This is a genomic window from Dyadobacter sp. HNCC25DJ183, assembly GCF_056895175.1.
Map to the genome: position 1 here is coordinate 427,647 of NZ_JBXHAP010000008.1, position 23,396 is coordinate 451,042.

At 48.4% G+C, this 23,396-nt stretch carries 20 protein-coding genes and 1 tRNA gene; 14 read left to right on the forward strand and 7 right to left on the reverse strand.

The window, feature by feature from the left end; translation table 11 throughout:
- The first annotated feature begins 42 nt into the window (after positions 1-42).
- From AC1XTG_RS21470 to AC1XTG_RS21490, 5 genes are all read left to right on the forward strand, one after another.
- Positions 43-1,977, forward strand: a complete 1,935-nt coding sequence (locus AC1XTG_RS21470) for an alpha/beta hydrolase-fold protein (RefSeq protein WP_484843386.1) — start codon at positions 43-45, stop codon at positions 1,975-1,977.
- Between the two features lie 188 nt (positions 1,978-2,165).
- A complete protein-coding gene (locus tag AC1XTG_RS21475; protein WP_056283631.1) occupies positions 2,166-3,251 on the forward strand; it encodes an endo-1,4-beta-xylanase in 1,086 nt (361 codons plus the stop codon).
- A 174-nt stretch (positions 3,252-3,425) separates the two neighbouring features.
- Entirely contained in the window at positions 3,426-3,896 is a 471-nt protein-coding gene (locus AC1XTG_RS21480) for a hypothetical protein (protein WP_484843387.1), read from the forward strand.
- Positions 3,893-4,141, forward strand: a complete 249-nt coding sequence (locus AC1XTG_RS21485) for a helix-turn-helix transcriptional regulator (RefSeq protein ID WP_484843388.1) — start codon at positions 3,893-3,895, stop codon at positions 4,139-4,141. The genes AC1XTG_RS21480 and AC1XTG_RS21485 overlap by 4 nt, the downstream gene beginning before the upstream one ends.
- Positions 4,142-4,167: 26 nt before the next feature.
- The gene (locus tag AC1XTG_RS21490; protein ID WP_484843389.1) at positions 4,168-5,580 is read left to right on the forward strand and encodes a TlpA family protein disulfide reductase; all 1,413 of its coding nucleotides are present in this window, start codon (positions 4,168-4,170) and stop codon (positions 5,578-5,580) included.
- 66 nt (positions 5,581-5,646) lie between these two features.
- Here the strand turns inward: AC1XTG_RS21490 and AC1XTG_RS21495 are convergent, their stop codons facing one another.
- The gene (locus AC1XTG_RS21495) at positions 5,647-6,255 is read right to left on the reverse strand and encodes a DedA family protein (RefSeq protein ID WP_484843390.1); all 609 of its coding nucleotides are present in this window, start codon (positions 6,253-6,255) and stop codon (positions 5,647-5,649) included.
- A gap of 69 nt (positions 6,256-6,324) precedes the next feature.
- On the reverse strand, positions 6,325-6,513 hold the full coding sequence (locus AC1XTG_RS21500) for a hypothetical protein (RefSeq protein WP_484843391.1): 189 nt from the start codon (positions 6,511-6,513) through the stop codon (positions 6,325-6,327).
- A 22-nt stretch (positions 6,514-6,535) separates the two neighbouring features.
- Here AC1XTG_RS21500 and AC1XTG_RS21505 point away from each other — a divergent pair, with 22 nt between their 5' ends.
- Positions 6,536-7,282: an SDR family NAD(P)-dependent oxidoreductase gene (locus AC1XTG_RS21505; RefSeq protein WP_484843392.1), complete on the forward strand. Its 747-nt coding sequence runs from the start codon at positions 6,536-6,538 to the stop codon at positions 7,280-7,282.
- Positions 7,283-7,336: 54 nt separating this feature from the next.
- Here the strand turns inward: AC1XTG_RS21505 and AC1XTG_RS21510 are convergent, their stop codons facing one another.
- The gene (locus AC1XTG_RS21510; protein ID WP_484843411.1) at positions 7,337-7,627 is read right to left on the reverse strand and encodes a winged helix-turn-helix transcriptional regulator; all 291 of its coding nucleotides are present in this window, start codon (positions 7,625-7,627) and stop codon (positions 7,337-7,339) included.
- A 44-nt stretch (positions 7,628-7,671) separates the two neighbouring features.
- On the opposite strand from AC1XTG_RS21510, the gene AC1XTG_RS21515 reads away from it, so the two are divergent.
- The gene (locus tag AC1XTG_RS21515) at positions 7,672-7,905 is read left to right on the forward strand and encodes an SDR family NAD(P)-dependent oxidoreductase (protein ID WP_056283612.1); all 234 of its coding nucleotides are present in this window, start codon (positions 7,672-7,674) and stop codon (positions 7,903-7,905) included.
- A 251-nt stretch (positions 7,906-8,156) separates the two neighbouring features.
- Here the strand turns inward: AC1XTG_RS21515 and AC1XTG_RS21520 are convergent, their stop codons facing one another.
- Positions 8,157-9,023, reverse strand: coding sequence for a HEPN domain-containing protein (locus AC1XTG_RS21520; protein ID WP_484843393.1), 867 nt, complete (start codon positions 9,021-9,023; stop codon positions 8,157-8,159).
- A gap of 156 nt (positions 9,024-9,179) precedes the next feature.
- On the opposite strand from AC1XTG_RS21520, the gene AC1XTG_RS21525 reads away from it, so the two are divergent.
- The 7 genes from AC1XTG_RS21525 (at position 9,180) to AC1XTG_RS21555 (ending at position 21,229) form a co-directional block, all read left to right on the forward strand.
- A complete protein-coding gene (locus AC1XTG_RS21525; RefSeq protein WP_484843394.1) occupies positions 9,180-9,920 on the forward strand; it encodes an SDR family oxidoreductase in 741 nt (246 codons plus the stop codon).
- Positions 9,921-9,968: 48 nt separating this feature from the next.
- On the forward strand, positions 9,969-10,883 hold the full coding sequence (locus tag AC1XTG_RS21530) for a helix-turn-helix domain-containing protein (RefSeq protein WP_484843395.1): 915 nt from the start codon (positions 9,969-9,971) through the stop codon (positions 10,881-10,883).
- A gap of 159 nt (positions 10,884-11,042) precedes the next feature.
- Complete coding sequence (locus AC1XTG_RS21535) at positions 11,043-11,624, forward strand: RNA polymerase sigma factor (protein ID WP_056283604.1); 582 nt, start codon at positions 11,043-11,045, stop codon at positions 11,622-11,624.
- 166 nt (positions 11,625-11,790) lie between these two features.
- Positions 11,791-12,846, forward strand: coding sequence for a FecR family protein (locus AC1XTG_RS21540; RefSeq protein ID WP_484843396.1), 1,056 nt, complete (start codon positions 11,791-11,793; stop codon positions 12,844-12,846).
- A gap of 186 nt (positions 12,847-13,032) precedes the next feature.
- Positions 13,033-16,500, forward strand: coding sequence for a SusC/RagA family TonB-linked outer membrane protein (locus tag AC1XTG_RS21545; protein ID WP_484843397.1), 3,468 nt, complete (start codon positions 13,033-13,035; stop codon positions 16,498-16,500).
- A 13-nt stretch (positions 16,501-16,513) separates the two neighbouring features.
- Complete coding sequence (locus tag AC1XTG_RS21550) at positions 16,514-18,235, forward strand: RagB/SusD family nutrient uptake outer membrane protein (protein ID WP_484843398.1); 1,722 nt, start codon at positions 16,514-16,516, stop codon at positions 18,233-18,235.
- A 114-nt stretch (positions 18,236-18,349) separates the two neighbouring features.
- Positions 18,350-21,229, forward strand: a complete 2,880-nt coding sequence (locus tag AC1XTG_RS21555; protein ID WP_484843399.1) for a glycosyl hydrolase — start codon at positions 18,350-18,352, stop codon at positions 21,227-21,229.
- Between the two features lie 81 nt (positions 21,230-21,310).
- Here the strand turns inward: AC1XTG_RS21555 and AC1XTG_RS21560 are convergent.
- The 3 genes from AC1XTG_RS21560 to AC1XTG_RS21570 all read right to left on the reverse strand — a co-directional run bounded on the left by AC1XTG_RS21560 (position 21,311) and on the right by AC1XTG_RS21570 (position 23,298).
- Positions 21,311-21,397: transfer RNA gene (locus AC1XTG_RS21560), tRNA-Ser, on the reverse strand.
- Positions 21,398-21,458: 61 nt separating this feature from the next.
- Entirely contained in the window at positions 21,459-22,532 is a 1,074-nt protein-coding gene (locus tag AC1XTG_RS21565) for an asparaginase (protein ID WP_484843400.1), read from the reverse strand.
- 7 nt (positions 22,533-22,539) lie between these two features.
- Complete coding sequence (locus tag AC1XTG_RS21570; protein WP_484843401.1) at positions 22,540-23,298, reverse strand: TatD family hydrolase; 759 nt, start codon at positions 23,296-23,298, stop codon at positions 22,540-22,542.
- Between the last annotated feature and the right edge of the window lie 98 nt (positions 23,299-23,396).

Genomic DNA, 23,396 nt, shown 5'->3' on the forward strand with positions numbered 1-23,396 from the left:
CAAACCGTATCTGACAAATCTAAAAAGCTAAAATTTAATACGATGAAGAGAATTTTGCTGCTAGTCGCGTGCATAACGATGTTTGTGAACATTGGAAATGCGCAGGAGAACAAGATGGAAATGCCGAAAGGCTACGATACGGTTCGGGAGGGAGTTCCGGCCGGAAAACTGGATTCGGTCAGTTACCAGTCCAAAACCGTGGGGAATGCCCGGAAGGCGCTGGTGTACACGCCGCCAGGTTTTAACAAAAAGAAAAAATATCCGGTATTGTATCTGCTGCACGGTATTGGCGGAGATGAAAAAGAGTGGCTGAAAGGTGGAAACCCGCAGCTGATCCTGGACAACCTGCTGGCCGAAAAGAAGATAGAGCCGATGATCGTGGTCATGCCGAATGGACGGGCGATGAAAGACGACCGTGCTACGGGCAACATTATGGCGCCGGATAAAGTGGAGGCTTTCGCGACATTTGAAAAGGATTTGCTGAATGATCTGATCCCGTTTATTGAAAAAAAATATCCGGTACTCACCGACCGTGAGCACCGCGCCATTGCGGGCTTGTCAATGGGAGGCGGCCAGTCGCTGAACTTCGGGCTGGGTAATTTGGACAAGTTTGCGTGGGTAGGAGGGTTTTCATCCGCGCCCAATACCAAAAAGCCCGAGGAGCTGATGCCGAATCCGGAAGAGGCGAAAAAGAAATTGAAGCTGCTCTTTATTTCCTGCGGTGATAATGACCGCCTGATCACATTCAGCAAGCGCACGCACGATTATCTGTTCGAGCACGATGTGCCGCACGTGTATTATGTGGAGCCGGGCGTGCATGATTTCAAGGTTTGGAAAAATGGGCTGTACATGTTTTCACAGTTCTTGTTCAAACCGGTCAACGTAGCTTCTTTGCCGAAATACACCATTCTGGGCACACCGGCGGCTACCAATATCCGCAATGCACAATACCCGCAGATTTTGCCCGATAACCGGGTCGTGTTCCGCACCAAAGCACCGCAGGCACAGAAAGTACAGGTGGATTTAGGTAAAAAGTATGATATGGTAAAAGATACCGCCGGTTTCTGGTCTGTTACCACGGATTCCATTGGCGAAGGTTTCCATTACTATTCCCTGCTGATAGACGGTGTGGCCCTGGCTGATCCGGCGAGCGAGACTTTTTACGGTATGGGCAGAATGGCCAGCGGCATTGAAATCCCATTCCGCGGCGGCGGCTACTATGCCATGCGCGACGTGCCGCACGGTGATATCCGCATCCAAAAATACCTTTCGAAAGCCAGCAATACCTGGCGCGAAATGTACGTGTACACCCCGCCGGGCTACGATAGGTCTACCGAAAAGTATCCTGTGCTGTACCTGCTGCACGGCGGCGGCGAAGACCAGCGCGGCTGGGCAACGCAGGGGAAAACGAACCTGATCCTTGATAACCTGATCGCTGAGGGAAAAGCAAAACCGATGATCATCGTGATGATGGACGGAAATCCGGGCAGTCCGATGGGGCCGGGAAGTATGGCCAGCGCAGGCGACGGTTTTCTCAAAGCATTTGAAAACGAGCTGAAAATGGGGGCGATACCTTTCGTCGAAAGTACTTTCCGCGTGCAAGCTGACGCAGCGCACCGCGCACTGGCAGGCTTGTCTATGGGAGGAATTCAGACTTTGTATGCGGGTGTCAAAAACACGGATATGTTCTCGTCGCTGGGTGTTTTCAGCTCGGGCTGGTTTGCCAATAATGATGGATTGTCAGGCCCGCATTATCAGTTTGCGAAAGACAATGCAAAGACGATCAATACCAATCTGAAAAACTTCTGGATTTCGATGGGTGGGGAGGAAGATATTGCTTATAAAAACTGCAAGATCATGCTTTCGAAGTACGATGAACTGGGGATTAAATATCAGTATAGTGAATACCGCGGAGGACATACCTGGCCGGTTTGGCGGCACGATTTGCATGGGTTTTCGCAGGTGTTGTTTAGGTAGCTCCGTACAACCTTTTGTCACCCTGAGCGGACAGGGCCGCCGGGCGGTCGAAGGGATGTGCGCAATGCATCTAACATGTTTGTAGCGCTGTGCCTGCCCTTCGACTGCGCTCAGGGTGACAAAGCACGGTACCCTCAAAAAGCCAACAGCTAAAAGCTAACAGCTAATAGCTTCAAACAAAACAAACTATGAAAAAATCAACAACCACCAACAAGCTACTTTGCGTCATCGCCTTAGCATTTACACTTTCAAACCCCACAAACGCGCAAGCACAAAAAACCTTAAAAGCAGCCTACAAAGACTACTTCCCAATTGGTGTAGCCGTAGCTCCTAGAAACCTGACGGGTCCAGAGGCTGAACTGATTACTTCGCAATTCAGTAGCATTACGCCGGAAAATGCGATGAAAATGGGGCCGATTCATCCTGAGCCGGATCGCTATGCCTGGGAGCAGGCGGATGCGATTGTGGCTTTTGCTGAAAAGAATAAACTGAAAGTACGCGGCCATAATTTGTGCTGGCATAGCCAGGCACCAGGCTGGTTTTTTACGGATAAGGAAGGAAAGCAGGTTACCCGCGAGGTATTGCTGGATCGCTTGAAGCAGCATATCGATGCGGTCGCGGGCCGGTACAAAGGCAGGGTGTATGTTTGGGATGTGGTGAATGAGGCGGTGCCGGATACCAGTGAAAGCATTTACCGGCAATCGAAATTTTATGAGATTATCGGCGAGGATTACATCGAGAAAGCATTTGAGTACGCCCACGCTGCTGATCCCAATGCAAAGCTATTTTACAATGATTATAACACTGAAAGCGCCGCTAAAAGAGAAAAGATATTTCAGCTTTTGAAGAAACTGAAAGCGAAAAATGTACCGGTTCACGGTGTCGGCTTGCAGGGACACTGGTCTATTTATGAACCGACCCGCGCCGATCTGGAAAAATCCATTTCCCAGTTCGCCAGTCTTGGGCTGGAAGTTCAGATCACCGAGCTGGACGTTTCTGTTTACCCAAAAGAACACGAAAGGCGCGCGAAGAAGGAAACGGACAAAGGAGAATTGACGCCAGAGATGATCGCGAAACAAACTGCGCATTACAAAATGCTCTTCGATGTTTTCCGCAAATACAAAGGCACTTTAACCAGCGTGACTTTCTGGAATGTATCCGACAAAGCGACCTGGCTGGACAATTTTCCGGTGCCGGGAAGAAAGGATTACCCGCTGCTTTTCGACCAGAATTACCAGCCTAAACCTGCATTCGAACAGGTTGTTAATTTTTGACATGCATTGTTGGTCAGTTTTCCTTTTAGTCTGAAAGGATCGAAAGGAGAACAATCAGTCAAATATTAGACGGTAGCATTAAAAATCTGAGTAACTGCTTGGTGGTAATGTAAAGTTTTGTTTACATTTGGTAAATAAAACTTTACATATCTCTTCATTTAGCCAATCAGAAATATGATGCTCCTTTTCTCCGCCCGGTACCGGGCAACTGGCCTTTTTATCGCGTTTGCCGGACTGCTCGGCTGCTGTGTTGCCTCCACAGAAGGCCTGATCAATGTTTACAGGATCTTTTTGCCTGATCAAACGTGGGCGGACGGTTCTTACCCTTATCCATCCAATTTCTGGGAAGTCAATGCGCTTCTCAACAATGTTTCCCTGTGTTTGCTTGCATTCGGCATCGTTGCGCTGCTTCTTACCAAAGAGCCCGATGAGTACTTCTATAACCTTCGGCTGGAATCGATCCAGTTTGCCGTTTATGCGCAATTTGTGGTCGGTTTAGTAGTATTTGCCTATTTCTACTTCACGCCTGGGTACCACATTGAAAATGCATTCGCCGCGATAATCGCCTTTGTATCTGCTACTTTCCTGCTGGCTTATCTGATCCGCTATTATGTAATCGCCTACTTTAAACAAGGCAACGATTGAGCGCGAAACCCCAGACCTTAGTCAATACACTTCGCGTTGAGCGCGCGGTAAGGCGAATGACGCAGGCGGAGCTTGCGGAGCGCGTAGGTGTTTCCCGCCAGGCTATCAATGCGATCGAGACCGGCAAGTTTATGCCGTCTGCACTTTTAGCGATCAAACTGGCGCGGGTGCTAGAAAAATCTGTTGAGGACCTGTTTATTCTTCAGGATGAAGAAGCTGCGCCCGTTCGGGAGCTTGATGAGTAGCCACTGTTATACCTTACATATCAGCCATGAGAACAAATATCTTTATTCAGCTTTTGATGTTTTTGATTGGCCACAATGCACTCGCGGGGATCGCGCATATCAGTGGGTCGGTTGCCAATGCGGATAGCGGCAGTTTGCAATGCATGGTCATTGCGCCACAGCTTCAAACCGGGAATGTCAGCATTTTGATCCCGGTGAAAGACGGAAAGTTTGAACATGAATTTGACATCACTGCGCCTACGTTCCTGAATATCAGTGACGGAGTAAATTATTTTGGCGGGTTTATTGCGCCTGGTGACAGCATTTATCTCCGGTACGACAAGCTGAACTTTGCGACTTCCATTGTTTATACAGGTGTCGGCAAGGAGAAATTCGGGATTTGCTATTCCATTAATGAGATTAAAGTTTTTGCAAGAAAGCTCGTTTCGGCAGCTAAGGCGCAGCATTACCCGGTCGATTTCGCGTTTGCCGCGCTGGACAGCCTGCATGATGTTGTAGGAAAAAAGATAAGTCAATCTGCTGGTTCAATGAGTGCTGAAAGTGCCGCGCAACTCCGGGGTTACCTGGCTGCTGCGGGTCTGTCGGCCAGGTATAATCTGCTGGTAGCTATTTTTGGCGATTCTTTTGACAACATTCTGAAAACACAGGGAGACAGGCTCAATAAAGAATCCATTATGAGAATGCAGGCACTGTTGCAATTCGACAAGGCATTTGCGGGATCCATGTTCTATGCCGACGCAGTTAAAACAGTTGCCTCGATTTATCTGGAAGAGAATGTCCAGCCTGTGACGGCCGATTTTGCCACAAAAAAGTATCGTTTGCTGGCAGATATGTTGCCCCGTGAGCTGCGTGATCCGGTGCTCTATCTGACATTGAAATCCGATTTTGCAAACCAACCTTCCGTAGCCGATCAGTTGGTAATGCGGGCTGCTATATCGACATTGGAAAATAGCGCGCACAGACAAAGCATTGAAAATTTGCTGAACGGATACAAGCCGCTGATAGCAGGGGATAAGGCGCCGGATTTTTCATTGGAAAACCTAAGTGGCGAAAAGATTAACCTTTCTTCATTTTCAGGCAAAACCATTTATCTCGATTTCTGGTTTGCGAGCTGCGGGCCGTGCAACATGCTATTTAAAGCCATTGAACCCGTCAAAAAGCATTTTGAGAATGACGATCGCATTGTTTTTTTAACGGTATCGATTGATAACAGGGAGGTTTGGAAGAAGGCGGTAGCCAGGTTTGGCGTGAAAGGCTTGCATGCTTTTACAGAAAATCAGCTTCGTACACACCCGATCATTCAATCGTATCAGGTAACCGCCTACCCAAGTACCTATATCATAGATCCGAATGGGAAGATCTTTTCGACACAGCCCTCTCAAAATCATGACATTTTGAAGAAACAGCTGGAAGAATCGATCAGAATAACAGGCAAATGAAGGATTTGAAGGAAAGAAAATTGTTATCGCCAATCTTGGAAGTTGCTGCAAGCCTCTAAATACTCGCTACTCTTTCTTCCTGCTGAGCCAGCTCCTGACAAGCCGCGCAACGTAAAGCAGGATGAAAGCGAGGAACAGGTAATTGAATACTTTCCCGACCGTGTCGAATGCACCCTGGTATTTGTTGCCAAAATAGTAAGCTGCAAAAAAGACAATGGAAGACCAGATGAGCGTGCCGGCGAAAGTGTAGCTCAGAAACTTGACCGGTTTCATGGCTACCAGCCCCGCGGGAATGGAAATGAATGTCCTGAACGTGGGCACCATTCTTCCCCAGAATACGGCGACGGCTGCATGTTTGTCAAAAAACCGGAGCGCTTTCTGGTAGGATTCCTCTGATAAACCAATCCAGACACCTTTCCGCTTGACCCAACTTTCGAGGCGGTCGGGGCCTACTTTCTTTCCTACCCAGTACCAGAAACCCGCGCCTGCAAGCGAGCCTAACGTGGCCGAGAGTACAGCAAGAATGGGATTGATCTCGCCTTTTACAGCGGCGATCCCACTCAGGGACAGGATGATTTCTGACGGCAGCGGCGGAAAGATATTTTCCAGAAGCATCAATAGAAAAATAGCCAGGTAACTCGCTTGTTTAATAAATTCTTCAATCAGGGAGGTCATATGCTCAGCGGCGGAATAAGTGTTGATGATTTCGGGACAGGAATTGTAATGTTGTTCGGAGAGACTGAGTTAAACAATCTCTGATCCTTGATTTGCGCCGCCTTGCAAAAAGGTCAAAAATGGTGCCAGCAGCTTCTCTGCCTTAGCAAAGGTGACGTTATTGAGATATATCAATGTGAACGAAAACTGATGAATGTCACTTTCAATCGCCGCCAAAGTCACCAGTATCATGGCGGGCTGTCCATACCTTCGTAGCATCTTTTACTTAACATCTTGAATCATGGATTTACTTGATAAAGTTGCGATCGTTACAGGAGCAGGCTCCGGAATTGGCAGAAGTGTAGCATTGATTTATGCAGCTGCAGGAGCAAAAGTGGTCGTCTCCGATGTGCATGAGAAGGAAGGATTGGAAACAGTGGAAATGATACGCAAGGCAGGCGGGGAGTCATTCTTTTTCAGGGCTGACGTATCTTCTCCTGCTGATAATGCGGCACTTGTAGATGCAGCTGTGGCTACTTACGGGGCGCTGCATATTGCCTGCAACAATGCCGGGATCGGCGGTGCCTCGGCGCCGGTTGGAGAATATCCGATCGAAGCCTGGGACAAAGTGATCGCGATCAATCTTTCGGGTGTATTCTACGGAATGCGGTACCAGATCCCTGCCATGCTGAATGCGGGTAGCGGCACGATCGTAAATATGGCGTCGATTCTGGGAAATGTAGGATTTGCCAATAGTGCTGCATACGTCGCTGCAAAGCACGGAGTTGTGGGACTAACAAAGAATATAGCACTCGAATACGGTGCAAAGGGCATCAGGGCCAATGCAGTAGGGCCTGCCTTCATCAAAACGCCGCTGCTTAAAGATATGGATGCCAGTACCCTGGATTGGCTGGTGACCAAACACCCTGTCGGCAGGTTGGGAGAGCCGGACGAAGTGGCTGAGCTCGTGTTATGGCTAAGCAGTGCGAAATCATCCTTTGTTACCGGTGCGTATTATCCGGTGGATGGAGGTTACCTTGCCAGCTGATCCAAAGTCTATGGCAACGGCCTTTCGAGAAATCAGCGCAGCTGGCGGAAGTTCTCAATCAGATACTGCAACCGAACTTTTTTTGATCTGCTTCTCGCCCCATTGCCGGAGATATTCAATAAAGGGGATGAGTTCCTGCCCGACTTCGGTCAATGTATATTCCACTTTGGGCGGTACTTCGTGATACACCTTCCGGGCGATCAGGTTGTCGGCTTCCAGTTCACGCAGCGTTTGGGTCAGCATCTTGGTTGTCACGTCCGGCAAAGTCCTGCCCAGTTCTCCGTAGCGCAGGATGGAATGCTCATGCAGATACCATAAGATCCTGCCTTTATGTTTTCCACCTATCCAAAGCCGGTATCGACAATGTTACCAAAACATTAGCGAAAGAATTGGGCCCGAAAAATATCCGCATCAACACCATTGCCCCGGGTGTGACTGACACCGAAGGGAACCACGAAATGGGTATCATCGGCGGAGACATCGAAAAACAAATGCTCCCCCTCACACCACTGGGCCGGATCGGTCAGCCGGAAGATATCGCAAAAGTTGCCGTATTCCTGGCCTCGGGTGAAGCCGTCTGGGTAACTGGCGAGCGGATCACCGTTTCGGGAGGACTTTTGTAGGTTTGGTTTCGACGGGCAGCTTTTGATTAGTTTGGGATTCTAACGAAGTCTGCCCTCAATCCATTTCACAAATACAAATCCTTGTTGTACGTTAACCTGAAATATATCGCCGAGCGGTGGGTTGATGCAAGGAAGGGTTTTAGGCCCGCCGACCGCTTCAATAACATTTATTCCCAAGCCAGTAATGGCCGAATTTTATCGGTTTTGGATATCGAGAGGGGCTGATAATTAGCCGTGACTTAACTCTCTCGTCATTCCATAAACTGCGCAATGCGCTCATTACAAATCCGCTCTGTTAAGTCTCTAAGTATTCTTACACGGTCAGCCAGATATTCCAATTCCTCTTTTTCAATCTTGTAATTCCTGTTATACCTCGCATCGATATACGCCTTTTTCAAAAGCAAAAACAGCCGTTTTTCCTCCTCGTTCGTCATTGGGAAAACAGTTCCAAATTCTGCATGTTGCTTTATTACCTGATTTCCCAAAATCTCAATGTCATGGATTCTCGGCTTATAATCCGTGAAAACAAGAAGAATTGCAGCATAAAATCTTTCAGTGGCTTGATGAAGTTCAAATGCTGCATTATTGTAGTAGGTTATTTTACTCTCTCCTTTTTGAAAGAAAAATTCAAAGGCTTCAAAGAAGTGGTTTGCGCTTTCGAACCAATGCTCAAATTGTTCTGTCGCTTTTTCAACTCTTTGTGCCGAATTTAGGTTTTTAGGCTCTGCTAACGAGAATTTCCCGGAATCAAAAAGCATGACCCCTTCTTTCAGGATATCGACAAAGAAGAAGTAATTGCGCTCGATCTTGTCATTTACGAAACCAATACTGTGGTAAATGATGCTCGTCCTCGTCATTTCATCATCGGCCATCAGTTCCTCATCTAGCTCCCGCGATTTCTTGACTTGCTTTGCGGAATTTTTGTCTTTCGTGACGATCAGAATGTCAAAATCGCTCACGTATTCATAGTTCGGCTGATAGTCCTCGACCCAGTCACCCCGTGCGTAGCTGCCGAAGAGAATGATCATTTCAGCGGGCACTTTGTCGAGGATAATTTGGGTAAGCTCTTTTAACTCGTCTTGCTTGTTTTGTGGTAGATGCGTGAGGGCGGTTTTCATTCGTGTGTGGGTGTTTTTGAATTTTTGGTAAGATACAAAATTCGAAACCCATTCACGACGTGCGATCGTAAACTCCGGCTACACATTCGGCGATCCTGGCTACACTTTTGGACCTTCGTTTCAAGAATTTTGTATCGTAACTTTTAACCTTACGATATGACAAATGGAATCAAAAATAAAGTGGTTGCCATCACCGGTGCAAGCAGTGGCATAGGCGAGGCCACAGCGGAATTATTGGCAGCAAATGGGGCGAAAGTCGTTCTAGGAGCCCGTCGGACAGAAATGTTGGAGCGCTTGACAAAACGTATTCAAGAAGCAGGCGGTCAGGCGGTGTATCAGCAAATCGATGTTACCAAACGCACTGATGCTGCTTCACTCGTACAATTAGCATTGAAGGGATTCGGGCGTTTGGATGTGATCATTAATAATGCGGGCATTAGTCAGCTACAATTATTGGAAGATATTGATGTAGAGGGTTGGGAGCAGATGATTGACGTGAACCTGAAAGGCACGCTTTACGGCATTGCCGCCGCATTGCCGGTTTTTAAATCGCAGGGTTCGGGGCATATAATTAATATCATTTCGACAGCAGGCATTAGCATTGTGCCCACAATGGGCGTCTATGCGGCTACAAAAAATGCAGTCCGCACGATCAGCGAAGCTTTACGGCAAGAGTCGAAAGGCCGTTGGCGTGTTACAGGGATATCTCCCGGGTTTGTAGACACACCATTTGCGGGCAAAATCAAGAATGAATCCATCCGGGATGTTCTGACTCAGCGGGCGAGCGAGATTGCTATTCCAGCGGCGGCCATTGCCGAGGCAGTTGCCTACGCGATCGCCCAGCCGGATCAGGTAGATATTGGCGACATTGTAATCCGCCCGGCTATTCAGGATTAAATTTGCAGGCTTTATATTCGTATTTGCAAAAAAAGACATTAAACAGACATGCAGGCACAACCAGTGGTTTTCGATAACATTTCCGCCTTAATGGAGCGCGTCGGCTTGCCGTCGCCCCTGCATCCGCTGGTCACATTGGTCAATTATGATGAAAATAAGCCTTGCCTGGCCGATGCGGGGAGCCAATATTTACTGCATTTTTATAAAATAGCATTTAAGCTACGGTTCAATGGAAAGGCCAGATACGGGCCCGGAACTTACGACTTTCGCGATGGTGGGCTTGCTTTTGTAGGGCCAAATCAGATTGTCGAGCTTTCCGATGATTTGGAGGAGCACGAAGGTTATGCATTATACTTTCACCCGGATCTTTTTTTTAAACATCCGCTGGCCTCCCGCATTCACGGATATGGCTTTTTCTCCTATTCGGTTCAGGAAGCATTATTCGTTTCCGAAAAAGAGAAATATGTAATTCAATCTGTTTTTGAATCGGTAGCAACGGAGCTGAAAACTCAAACTGACAATTTCAGCCTGAATGTGCTGGTTTCGCAGATCGAACTGCTGCTGCATCATTGCAACCGATTTTATAACCGTCAATTTCTGACACGTAATGTGATGCATCACGATCTGATCGATCAGTTGAATGCGTTTTTAATGGAGCGGTTCGAGAGGAAAGATGCGCTGGTAAGTGGTTTGCCAACGCCCCAGGAGATAGCCGAGCGATTGAAAGTTTCCCAGCGCTACTTGTCCGATATGCTGAAATCCCTCACAGGAATGACAGCCCAGCAGCACATTCATTTGATAATGATCGAAAAAGCCAAGGAAATGTTTGGGAGCGATTCACTAACCACAGCAGATGTGGCCTATGCACTCGGCTTCGAGCATCCGCAATCTTTCAACAAATTATTCAAGCAGAAAACCGGCTTGTCGCCCGCGGCCTTTCGCAAGTTGCTGAATCCGAATTAGGAAAAAGGTCCTGCTTACTACCAACCAAAGCTTCACTGCAAGCGGCAAGACAGTAACATACAAAACAGACACACAGCTTCCGCGCGTGCTCATTCATTTCTAAGTAAAAGGGTGGCGGATTGGTCTTTTGTGGTTGTAAATCAATCGCCCTTGTAAATAATGCACGCCATTAGCAATGAAAATACGGAGTTGGTGGAGCTCTTAGCCCAAGGTGACAAACATGCTTTTGAAAAGATTTACAACCGCTACCATGCCAGGCTTTACAGGGTAGCACTTAGCAAGGTAAGGACCGAGGAGAATGCAATGGAAATGGTTCAAGACGTTTTTCTGGACCTGTGGCTCCGGCGCGGGCAGGCCGAAATCGGTGACCTGGAAAGATATCTTCATTCGGCCATCAAATACAAAGTGCTGGATTTTTTCAAAAAAGAATTCCAGAGAAAGCGCTACATCCAACTCATGCAACTGAGCAGCCAGGACGAATCTTTCGACACTGAAGAAACGCTTGCATTCAATGAACTGACCCGCTCGATAAGACATTGTATCAACAATTTGCCCGAAAAAACCAGGCGCATTTTTGAACTTAGCAGGATACACCACAGCAGCCCGGACGAAATCTCCTCCATGCTTGACATTCCATTACGTACCGTCGAATACCACATTACCCAAGGTCTGAAAGCCTTACGGTCGAGCCTCAAAGATTACATACCGGTGCTCATGCTTTCCTTCATGTCCTGGTTCTAAGCCTTCCCGGTATAGTTACAAAACCAATAATTTTTAATGCAAACTGCCAATTTTTTATAATTTTTTAAAGGAATTATAAAATCATTTGCGGTCGTAGGAGACTTGCTCGACTTACTACAAAAGCGGGCAATGCGCCCGTTTGTTTCTATGCAAATCCATTACACGCATGATAAAAAATTTAAGTGGTTTCCTGAAACTGCTGAACCGTTACCAGAAAAAACAAGTCGATGCGGACGAGAAGCAGGCGATGGACCTATGGTACGATTCGATCGACTTTTCGGAGGAAAATAAGAGTGTACTGAGCGAGGATCAGGCAGGAAAAGCCATGTGGGCGGCCATAGAAGGCAAAATGGATAACAATAAAAAGCCTGCAACCCACAGCGATTTCCGTCCCCGTTTTGGAAATATGTATATCAAACTGGCGGCTGCCTGCATGCTGCTGGTGATCGGGCTGGTCGCTTACCGCACATTGTCGCGCGAGGAGCAGGTGATTGCGGGTGTCAGAAACGAAGTGCTGACGGGAATGCAGGAGGCGCACAATGCAGGCTCAAAACCAATGTCATTTACATTGTCGGACGGCAGCAAGGCGGTGCTGGAACCCGGCGCTTCGCTTTATTATCCAGTGCATTTCAATGCCCGTGAGCGGACGGTTTTTTTAAAGGGCGATGTGTTTTTTGAAGTTGCGCACGATCCTTCACGGCCGTTTTTTGTACATGCCAATAACATCATCACCAAAGTGCTGGGTACCAGCTTTACGGTTCGGGAAAATTCGAAGACAAAGAGTATAGAGGTGGCTGTGATGACAGGTGTTGTGGAAGTGCGTAAGGCAGAAGCTGCCGGGGAAAACGAGCTGCCCGAAAGCAAAGTGGTTTTGACCCAGAACAAGAAAGTAACGTTTTTCAAAGAAGGCGAGAAGCTCGTTACGGGCCTGGTTGAAAAGCCTACTTTGCTTAAAAACAATGCATTGCAGATTGACCGGGCAGAGTTCAACTATGCGGGAGCTTCTCTGCCCGACATCGTGAAAATTCTTGAAAATGCCTACGGTGTCAAAATCCTGCTTCAAAACGAAAAGCTCCGGAACTGCAATATCAACGCTGATCTGTCGCAGGAAAATACACTGTTTTCACAACTGGAAATTCTTTGTGAAAGTATCAGTGCCGAGTACCAGCTGACCGGCGATACGATCACACTTGTCGGCCCAGGCTGTCCGCCATTGAAATAAACATTAACCCGTAAACCCTCGTCCTATGCAGTAAAAAATACCTCCTCAAAAAAGCAAAAGCCGAAGATGCTGGAAACATGCTTCGGCTTCTCCCGCTCCGATTACCTGAATAATGCGGACGTTCACTGGAAATGAACGCTGGGAGTTGTAAATCATCGTGTTAAGAGATCTATCACTTACAAAAAAATGAAAAAAAGTCAAAAGATCATAAATCCCTTGTGGACGATTATGAAGTTGTCAAGCATTCAACTAATGCTGCTCCTGATCGCAACTGCTTACGGACATGCCCATACCTCGGAGGCGCAGCAGCTTCTTTCGCAGCGGGTTTCCATTAAAGTAGAGCAAAAGCAGATCAGGGAAGCATTATCAATACTGGAATCAAGCGCGAACGTGAAGTTCGTATATAGCTTACAGTTACTCCCTGTTGACCGGAAAATAACCCTTCAAATGGAGGACAAGCAGCTGAGCGAAGTGCTGGAAAGCATGTTTCGACCCGATCAGATTTCCTTCAAACAGATCCGGAACAAGATTATTCTTAAGAGATCGGAGCGAACTGTATCCGAGATTCCCCAGCTCGAACCGCTCGCACCCGCCCCGATTGGCAGAGCGATCGATCGTACCATCACGGGATTGGTGAAGGACGATACCGGCGAGGCGCTGCCTGGCGTCAGCATTACAATCAAGGGAACTGCATCGGGTACGTCCACGGATGTTGAAGGAAAATTTTCCTTATCTATTCCGAATGACAATGTAACCCTCGTTTTTTCTTTCGTAGGTTACATTGCACAGGAAATACAGCCCGGCATTCAGACATCCATTCAGGTTGCATTGAAACCCGACACGAAGGCGCTGGAAGAAGTAGTCGTGATCGGATATGGTACTGCCAAGCGCCAGGATTTTACGGGATCGGTGAGTTCATTGAAAATGGAAGGTTCTTCTATCGCGCTCATGCCCAACATGAATGCACTGGAAGCACTGAAAGGAAGCTTGCCCGGATTGAACATCGGGCCTTCGAACACGGCCGGGGGACAGCCAAGTGTTGATGTCCGGGGGCAAAATTCGATCAATGGATCGAATGAACCTCTGATCGTTTTGGACGGCGTTGTTTTCCTTGGAAACCTGGCAGATATCAATCCCAGCGACATCGCGTCTTTCGACGTGCTTAAAGATGCTACCTCTGCAGCAGCTTACGGTTCCCGCTCTGCCAACGGGGTGATTGCGATTACTACCAAAAGAGGAAAGGTGGGCAAGCCTGTGATTACATTGAATTCATCCATCGGTTTTCAGACCTGGCAGAACAGGCCGGAAATGATGAAAGGTGAAGAGTGGATCAAAGTGGTGAATGCAAGAAATAAGTACGCAGAAGGCTCTACCAACTGGATGAAACCCGGCGAACTGGCGAATCTGGCGGCGGGAAAAGAAACCAACTGGCTGGATCAGGTGACGCGGACAGGTGTGATACAAACACATCAGGCAGCCGTGTCGGGCGCAAGCGAGCGTGTAAGCTACTATATGTCCACCGCGTATGATAAAAACAAAGGTATTGTGATCGGTGACGGTTTCGACAGGATCTCGCTTTCGGGTAAGGTGAAGGCGAACATTACCGATTGGCTGGAAGTAGGAGTGGATGCGGGTTATTCCAAAAGGACCTATACCGGAACTGATCCATTGATTGGAAGAAACAGCAACCCGAATGCAGCGCAGCCGGAAACCCGTTTTGCGGCCAACATCAACGAGGCGCAAACCATGTCGCCGTACGGTGTCATGTACCGCGATGAAATGGGGAATCTTGAAAAATATCCTTACACGCAATCCGCCATTAACCCGCTCTGGGGTGTGAATGATGGAACGCGCAGCAACCAGGATGTGCGGCTTAATTATCGCATCAATTCCAATGCGGTCATTAATGTTCCGTGGGTGGAAGGTTTAAGTTACCGGGTTAACCTGCTTTACAACATCACCAGCAATGAGTCCGGAAACTTCACAAACGAGCGTTTTTACGTGCAGGAAGGAGAAGGTCTTAACCGCTATTCGCCTTCCACGATCCAGGGTTTTCTGACCAATGCAAATGGCGTGATCAATACTTATGGAAATAAAAGCTATGTTTTTGATAACATTATCAACTACAAAAATGCTTTTGGTAAACACGGAATCGACCTGACACTGGTAGCTACGCGCGACCATCAGCAGTATCAACTGGTATCGTCTTCGGGAAACAACTTTGCGGCCAATGGAAATACCACGCTGGATATGTGGGGTTTGCACAAAGCAACCGTGCAGCGTGTGAACCTGGACGCAAATGAGCGTTCGAATATCGGTTACCTTGCCCGCGCGAGCTACTCTTACGACGACAAGTACTTTTTCACAGGATCTTATCGCCGCGACGGCGCGAGTGTTTTCGGAGCTAACAACAAATGGGCGAATTTCATGGCAGCCGGTGTCGCGTGGAAACTGACCAGCGAAGAGTTCCTCAAAAGTTTCGCCCCGCTTAATAACCTGAAAGTGAAGTTCTCGTACGGACAGAATGGAAACCAGGGCATTGCACCGTTCGCGACGCTCTCCACCATTGCCAATGCAGCAAGCGGCGGATCAAGATACGAATGGTCGAATCAGCCTGGCGTGATCAATTATGGTCTGTATCAAAGCGCATTGGGCAACTCGGACCTGGGCTGGGAAACTACGACATCGTGGAACGCAGGATTTGAGTCAGCCTGGTTGAACAATCGTTTGTTCCTCGACCTGGATATGTATTACGGCAAAACAACCGACCAGATCTTTACGCGTAACATTCCTGTGATGACGGGTTTCAAAACCATCCGGACTTCTATGGGACAAGTGAATAACCGGGGTGTCGAGATTACGGTACGCTCGGTGAATTTGAAAAGCAGGGACCTGAGCTGGAATACCTCGTTTACATTCTGGCAAAACAGAAATAAGCTGGCCAAACTTTACGGAGAAGATAATAACGGCGACGGCAGGGAGGACGATGACATTGCCAATAACCTTTTTATCGGACAGCCGCTTGGAACCATATTCGGCTATGAGCAGATCGGGATAGTGCAGCAAGGCGACGCAGAATACATTGCGCTCACAGGTGCAGCACCCGGCGCGCCAAAGTATCGCGATATCGACGGAAAGCCAGGGATTACGCCTGACGACAGAAAAATCCTCGGTTATGCGCAGGAAAATTTCAGGTTGAATATGAGCAACAATGTCAACTACAAGAATTTCGAATTGTACGTGATGCTCACAGGTACTTTCGGGGGCGGCAACCGCTTTTTGCGCGCTAACCAGGATGCCTACATGACGGCAGGGACAGGTCGTTTCAACGATAACATGGTTTCGAAACCGTACTGGACGCCAGAGAATGCGAGCAACGAATACCCTTCTGCCTATTTTACCGGCGACGGCCGTTTTCTGGGCTTGCAGTCACGAGCTTTTGTCCGTTTGCAGGACGTAACGCTTTCTTACCGTTTCAAACCTGAATGGATATCAAGGCTGAAAATGAACTCTGCCAAGATTTTTGTGAGTGCCAGAAACCTCGCCAGGTTTACAAAATGGGAGGGAGGAGATCCCGAAACAGGTACTACGGTGCGTCAGAACACTTTCCCTGTCCCGACTTCCTTCTCAATTGGTGCTAATATCAGTTTCTAAAAACATTATTAAAATGAGAAATATACTTTCAAGAAAATCCTTCTGGGGACTGATGATGCTGGCAAATCTGACCAGCTGCGACAATGATGGTTTTTTGAAGGAAAACCCTACTACTTTTTACACCGTCGATAATGCATTCTCCACTTCTGCGCAGGTAGACCAGGTTTTGGTGGGCGCCTATGCCCAGGTCCGCGACCTCTGGGCAAACCCGGCGGAGGAAGGCTGGATTTTTGTACTGCGGGGCAATGGTACCGATATGTACGATGTGGCCAGTATCCGCAAAGGCTCCACATTCAACAACTACGGGTTGATCAATGCAGACAATGGTACGTTCTACAATATTTACAGCACTTATTATCAGCTGATATCGAAAGCAAACCTGGCTTTGGAGGCCGCGCAGCTTCCGCATATCACCTTTTCTTCGGAAGCAGAAAAGGCCAATATCATCGCGCAAGCGAAGTTTTTCCGCGCTTATGGTTATCGTAACCTGGCCGAGCTTTTCGGAGGGGTGTCATTGGTGACTACCGTTTCAAAAGTGCCGCAATATAATTTCGAGCGGGCTACACGTGTGGAAACGTATCAGTTTGCTATTAATGATCTTTTGGAAGCAGAAAAAGATCTACCTGAAACCACCGTGAGCGGCGGCCGTGTGGTGAAAGGCGCAGCACAGCACTATCTCGCAGAATTGTACCTGGCTATGGGCACGCAGCTCGTTGCAGAAGGAAAATCGGCAGAAGGTCAGGCGGCATTCGGACAGTCTATTGCCTATGCCAACAAGGTGATCGATGGCGGGACTTATTCTTTGATGACCTCACGTTTCGGATCAAGAAGTACTGAGGCGCAGGGTAATGTGTACTGGGATTTGTTCCAGGAAAGAAATGTGAACTATCAGGACGGAAACAGGGAATGTATCTGGGCGTTGCAGGTGGATTACGCGGCCTACCGTGCAGAAGACGGGAGATCCAAATTACCTTATTCCCGCACCTACGGACCGGTTTTTCGTGATGGTGCCAAAGATCACCTGACTGGTACACTGGAAGACGTAGGCGGTCGCGGTATCGCACAGATTATCCCTACAATGTATGTAAGAGATGGCGTTTATGCAGACAAATTCGGCGCGGACCTTCGCAATTCGGAAATCGTGTTCCGCCGGGTGTTTAATGGAAATGTGAGCACATCGCCTTACTACAAAAAGCCGGTTCCCTGGGAAGTATTGTACAATGGAAGCAGCGACGCGACAACCAATTTGAACAACACCAGCCTGGTATACCCGGTATCCTGCAAGATTGCGACGGACAAATACACAGGTCTGGCTGACGGTGAAAACATGAGCAACCTCTTCCGTGATGATTATTTTATCCGTCTTTCCGAAACTATTCTTTTGCGTGCCGAAGCGAAACAACGCACAGGTGACAAAGCGGGCGCAGCGGCCGATATTAATTTGCTGAGAACGCGCGCCCGGGCTACTTACAAGGTGACTGCGGCGGATATGGACGATAAATTCAGCATGATCCTGGATGAGCGCGCGCGTGAACTGATTTATGAAGAAGCAAGATGGAATACGCTGCTTCGCATGGGCGGCACGATCGCAGTGGACCGTATCAGACAATATGCGTATTGGCCGGAAGCAAAGGCTACGCTTACATTCAACTACAATCTGTGGCCGATCCCGCAAACCATTATTGATACGAACAAGGATGTGGCGCTTGAACAAAATCCGGGCTGGCAACGATAGCAAGGGGAATGTTTTAGTGTTAATTTAAAGCAGTAGCCCGGATTTCGGTTCGGGCTATTCTTTTAAACTCCTGATCTTTTTGACCATTTTTTATTTAAGAAAATTACTGATCTAATGCTTCAAAAATTAAGTTCATGTTGCCTGATCGCCATGCTGGCGGTGCTATCATTTGGAACTGCATGTGCTCAGAAAAGTACCGTCATCATCGAACCTTCGGTTTTTCAAAACCCAACTTCCGACTACGGTATCCGCTGCTGGTGGTGGTGGCTGAATGGGAATATCGATAAAGAAACCATCACGCGGGATTTGGAAGAAATGAAGGCCAAAGGTTTCAGCGGCGCCTGTATTTTCGATGCCGGTGGTGCCGAGCAGCGCGGGAATGATCAGGTTCCGGAAGGCCCGATGTTTGGCTCGCCGGCCTGGCAGGAACTCTATGTGCATGCCATCAAGGAGGCCGACCGGCTGGGGCTGGTGATGTCGATGAGCATTCAGAGCGGCTGGAACCTGGGCGGGCCCGACGTTACCCCTGCGGAAACTGCCAAGCAGGTGGTTTTTTCAGAAACAAAGGTAAAAGGAGGTACAGCCGTCAATGTGGAACTGACTATGCCCGAAGTGCGCTATGATTACTACCGCGACATTGTAGTACTGGCGGTTCCTTCCAAAACCTTCACAAACCGTGCTCCGATCAGCGAGTTAGCCAATAAAGCGGCTACCCGCGAGGTAGGCGGTTCCGCGCCTGAAACGCGCCCGTTATTAACTGATATTCCAGGTACCCCAGGCGAGGAGGATGCCGCTTTGAAGCAGGTAATCAACATTACCAAACATTTCAAAAACGGAAAACTCAGCTGGAAAGCGCCCGCCGGAGAATGGACGATCCTGCGAATGGGATTCACGCCCACTGATGCCGAGGTTTCCACATCGAGCGGCAAATGGCAGGGGCACGTGATCGATTATCTGAGTGAAAAGAATTTTAACCGTTACTGGGACACGCATGTGGAGCCGCTGCTCAAAGCGATCGGGCCGATGGCTGGTAAAACGCTGAGGTACCTGCAGACGGACAGTTTTGAAGCAGGCGGTTTGAACTGGACCGAAGGTTTTGAAAAAGAATTTATCAGATACCGCGGCTATGATCCGATTCCGTATCTGCCCATACTGGCTGGCAAAATCATAGAAAACCGCGAGGTAAGTAACCGGTTCCTGGCCGATCTCCGCAAAACGCTGGGCGACCTGATTTCCGAAAAACACTACGGCACATTTGCAAAACGTGCCGCCGCATACGGGATCGGGCTGCAACCGGAATCTGCCGGGCCGCACGCGGGACCATTTGACGGATTGAAAAACTATGGTCACAGCGAGATCATGATGAGTGAATTCTGGTCGCCGTCGCCACACCGCGCCCGGCCGGTTGATCGTTTTTTTGTAAAACAGGCAGGAAGCGCGGCCAAGATATTTAATAAGAAACTCGTAGGTGCAGAATCATTTACGACTATCGGCCCGCATTGGAATGACGTAATGTGGTCGGATATGAAACCCAGCGCTGACCATGAGTTTTGCGCGGGATTGAACCTCGTTTACCTGCACACATTCACCGCTTCGCCCAAAGTCATGGGCCTTCCCGGCCAGGAATATTTCGCAGGGACGCATTTTAATCCCAATGTAACGTGGTGGAACCATTCAACGGAGTTTATCAAATACCTGACCCGGTGCCAGTACCTGCTGCAGCAAGGCACTTCCGTGGCCGACGTGCTCTATTATTACGGCGATCACTCTCCCAATATCGGCAGGCTCAAAGAGGATGATCCGGCAGGCGCGTTGCCGGGATTTGACTACGACCTGATCAATGAGGACCGGCTGCTTGCATTGGAAGTAAAAGACGGGAAACTCGTTTTGCCACACGGCGTTTCCTACCGCGTGCTGGCTTTGCCGGATCACAAAACGCTGTCACTCGCGGCTCTCACTAAGGTGGATGCATTGGTGAAAGCAGGTGCGACTATTATTGGAAATAAAGCGGTCACTACGGCAAGTCTGGTGAAATACCCTGCTTCTGAGCAAAGTCTGAAAAAGATCGCCGACGCACTTTGGGGCACTGAAAATCAGGCGACGGGCTCGCGCAAAGTAGGAAAAGGTCTGGTGGTTTGGGGGCAGAATGCGGCTGAATACCTGCGCTCGGCAGGAGTTGCGTTTGATATGGAAGTTGTAGAAAAGGAATCGGGCAGTCGCTATGATTACATTCACCGCGTTACGCCGGATACCGATCTTTATTTTATCAGCAGCCAGAATCGCGCTGCTTCGAAGATGACCGCAGCATTCCGCATTTCGGGCAAGCAGCCGGAACTTTGGAATGCGGTAACCGGCGAAACGAGGCCAGCCGCCGCATTTACCCAAAAAGATGGTATTACTTATGTGCCGCTGCAATTTGATCCTTACGGTTCCATTTTTGTTGTTTTCAAAAAGGATATCGAAAAGTCTGGTAACGGTACTGCTAAGACTAATTTCCTGGAATATCAGACAGTCACAACACTTCACGGTGCCTGGGATGTGGCATTTGATACGAAATGGGGCGGGCCAGAAAAAGCGGTATTCACCGAGCTGACCAGCTGGACCGACCGGAATGAACAGGGGATTAAGTTTTATTCGGGTAAGGCGGTTTATTCCAAAAAGTTTGATGCAAACCAGGCTTTGAGCACAGGGAAATCTGTGTTTCTGGATTTGGGAGAAGTAAAGGATATCGGTATCGCGAAAGTGACTTTGAATGGAAAAGACCTGGGTATCCTTTGGGCGCCGCCGCTCCGGGTGAATGTAAGCGGACTTTTACGCGAAAAAGACAATGATTTGCAGGTAGAAGTCGTGAACACCTGGCGGAACCGCCTCATCGGCGACCGGACGAAACCATTAGAAAAGCGATTGACCAAAACGAATGTCAAAGTGCTGGAAAGCTGGCAACTCACACCTTCCGGGTTACTGGGGCCGGTGCGGGTGCTGATTGCTGACTGAGGTTTGTGGCTTTACATATTTATCAGCTGATTCGCGGGCATAAAAAAAGGTCAATTTTCATATCGAAAATTGACCTTTTTGCAGAGAGGATGAGATTCGAACTCACGATGCAGTTACCCACATACTACCTTTCCAGGGTAGCCCCTTCAACCACTCGGGCACCTCTCTATTTTGTGGTTACGGGGTGCAAATATAACAAAGCTGAGCTGTAATACAAATCCGGGGCGAATCAAATGCTCATTTCTCCCCGTAATGGTGTTCCCAGCAGCTGTACGCACTTTTGATAATCGGTTTCTATTCCGAAAACGAACATCATCTTGGTTATAGCGGCTTCGGCTGTGATGTCGGAGCCGCTTACTACACCGGCTTGCTGCAGGTATTTACTGGTTTGATATTGGCCTTGCGCAACGCGTCCGCCGTCGCATTGCGATACATTGAAAATCACGATCTCTTTCTCAATTGCTTTGCTGATCGCGCTGAGGAACCAGATGTCGGTCGTTGCATTGCCTGCGCCGAAGGTTTCGAGCACGATACCACGCAGATCTTCAATGCCCAGAATGGCCTGAACTACTTCCGCACTAATGCCAGGGAACATCTTCAAAAATGCCACACGCGTATTCAGGGCGCTATGAACAATCAATCCCGCATTTGGCTGGTAGGGTTTGATATACGGGAAATTGTAGTCAATATGCACGCCCGCTGTTGCGAGTGGGGGATAGTTCTCTGAGTGAAATGCATTGAAGTCAGAGCTTTCTTTCTTTTTGGAACGGTTGCCGCGCAACAGCGAAGAGTTGAAGTAAATGCATACTTCGGCAATGATTGGAGTGCCGTCCGGATTTCTTGCAGCCGCCAGTTCCAGTGCCGTAATCACATTTTCCCTGGCGTCCGATCGCGCTACACCGATCGGCAGCTGTGCGCCTGTCAGGATCACGGGTTTGTTCAGATTTTCCAGTAGGTAACTCAGAGCTGACGCCGTGTACGCCATTGTATCCGTTCCATGCAGGATCACAAAGCTGTCATACTGATCATAATGCGTGCCGATAATCTGTGCAAGTTCAACCCATATCTCAGGGTTTACATTCGAAGAATCGATGGGCTTTGACAATGAAAGGAAAGTGATCTCGAAATCAAGCCGGCTTATTTCCGGCACTTTTTCAATGATCTGTTCGAAATTAAAGGGCACCAGTTGCCTGTCCTTCGTTTCATACACCATGCCCAGCGTACCGCCGGTATATATCACAAGTACAGAGCCGGAAGTTGGCGCCGGTGAAATGGGATTAAGGTAAATTTTGGAATAATTCATACTTAGCTTACCTGAGAAGACTTAACGCATTTTGAGTGGTAGCAGCGATGACTTCTGTTTTTGTTATTTGTTTCAAATCGGCAACGCGCTGCGCGACGATATCAATGTACGAAACTTCATTACGTTTCCCGCGGTAGGGTACAGGCGCCAGATAAGGCGCGTCGGTTTCGAGCACCAGATGTTCCAGCTCCACAAACGGGATCACCTTATCCAAGCCGCCATTCTTGAATGTAGAAACGCCGCCGATCCCTAGTTTAAATCCAAGCTCAATGGCCTTTTTCGCCTCGTCCAGATTTCCTGTAAAACAATGGAATATTCCATTCAGCTGGCTGTCGCCAAATTGCTCGATCAGGGCTACTGTCTCCCGGAACGCATTTCTGCTGTGGATATCAATCCAAAGATCATGCTTTCGGGCGAGCTTGCATTGGTACAGAAATGCCTTTTCCTGCTGTTCCCGGTACGTCACATCCCAATACAGATCCATCCCGATCTCACCCACGGCAATAAACGGATACTTGTCCAGCCACTCTTCCATGATCTGTAATTCCTTTTCAAAATCATCCTTCACGTAAGTCGGGTGCAGACCGATCATAGGAAGACATTTTTCCGGAAAAGCCCGCGCAAGTTCCATCATCGGCGCAATAGTACCCGAATCACAGTTAGGCATCCAAATCTGCTCAACACCACCCATCCAGGACCGTTCAAGCATAGCAGCCCGGTCATCATTATAGTCGTCGCTGTAAATATGTGCGTGGGTTTCGATCATGGGAGGGGGGATGAGTGAATGAGTGAATGAGTGAATGAGTTTATGAGTCAATGAGTTTATAAGTGCCATAAAACCACTTTTTCCAAAAAGCAAAAAAA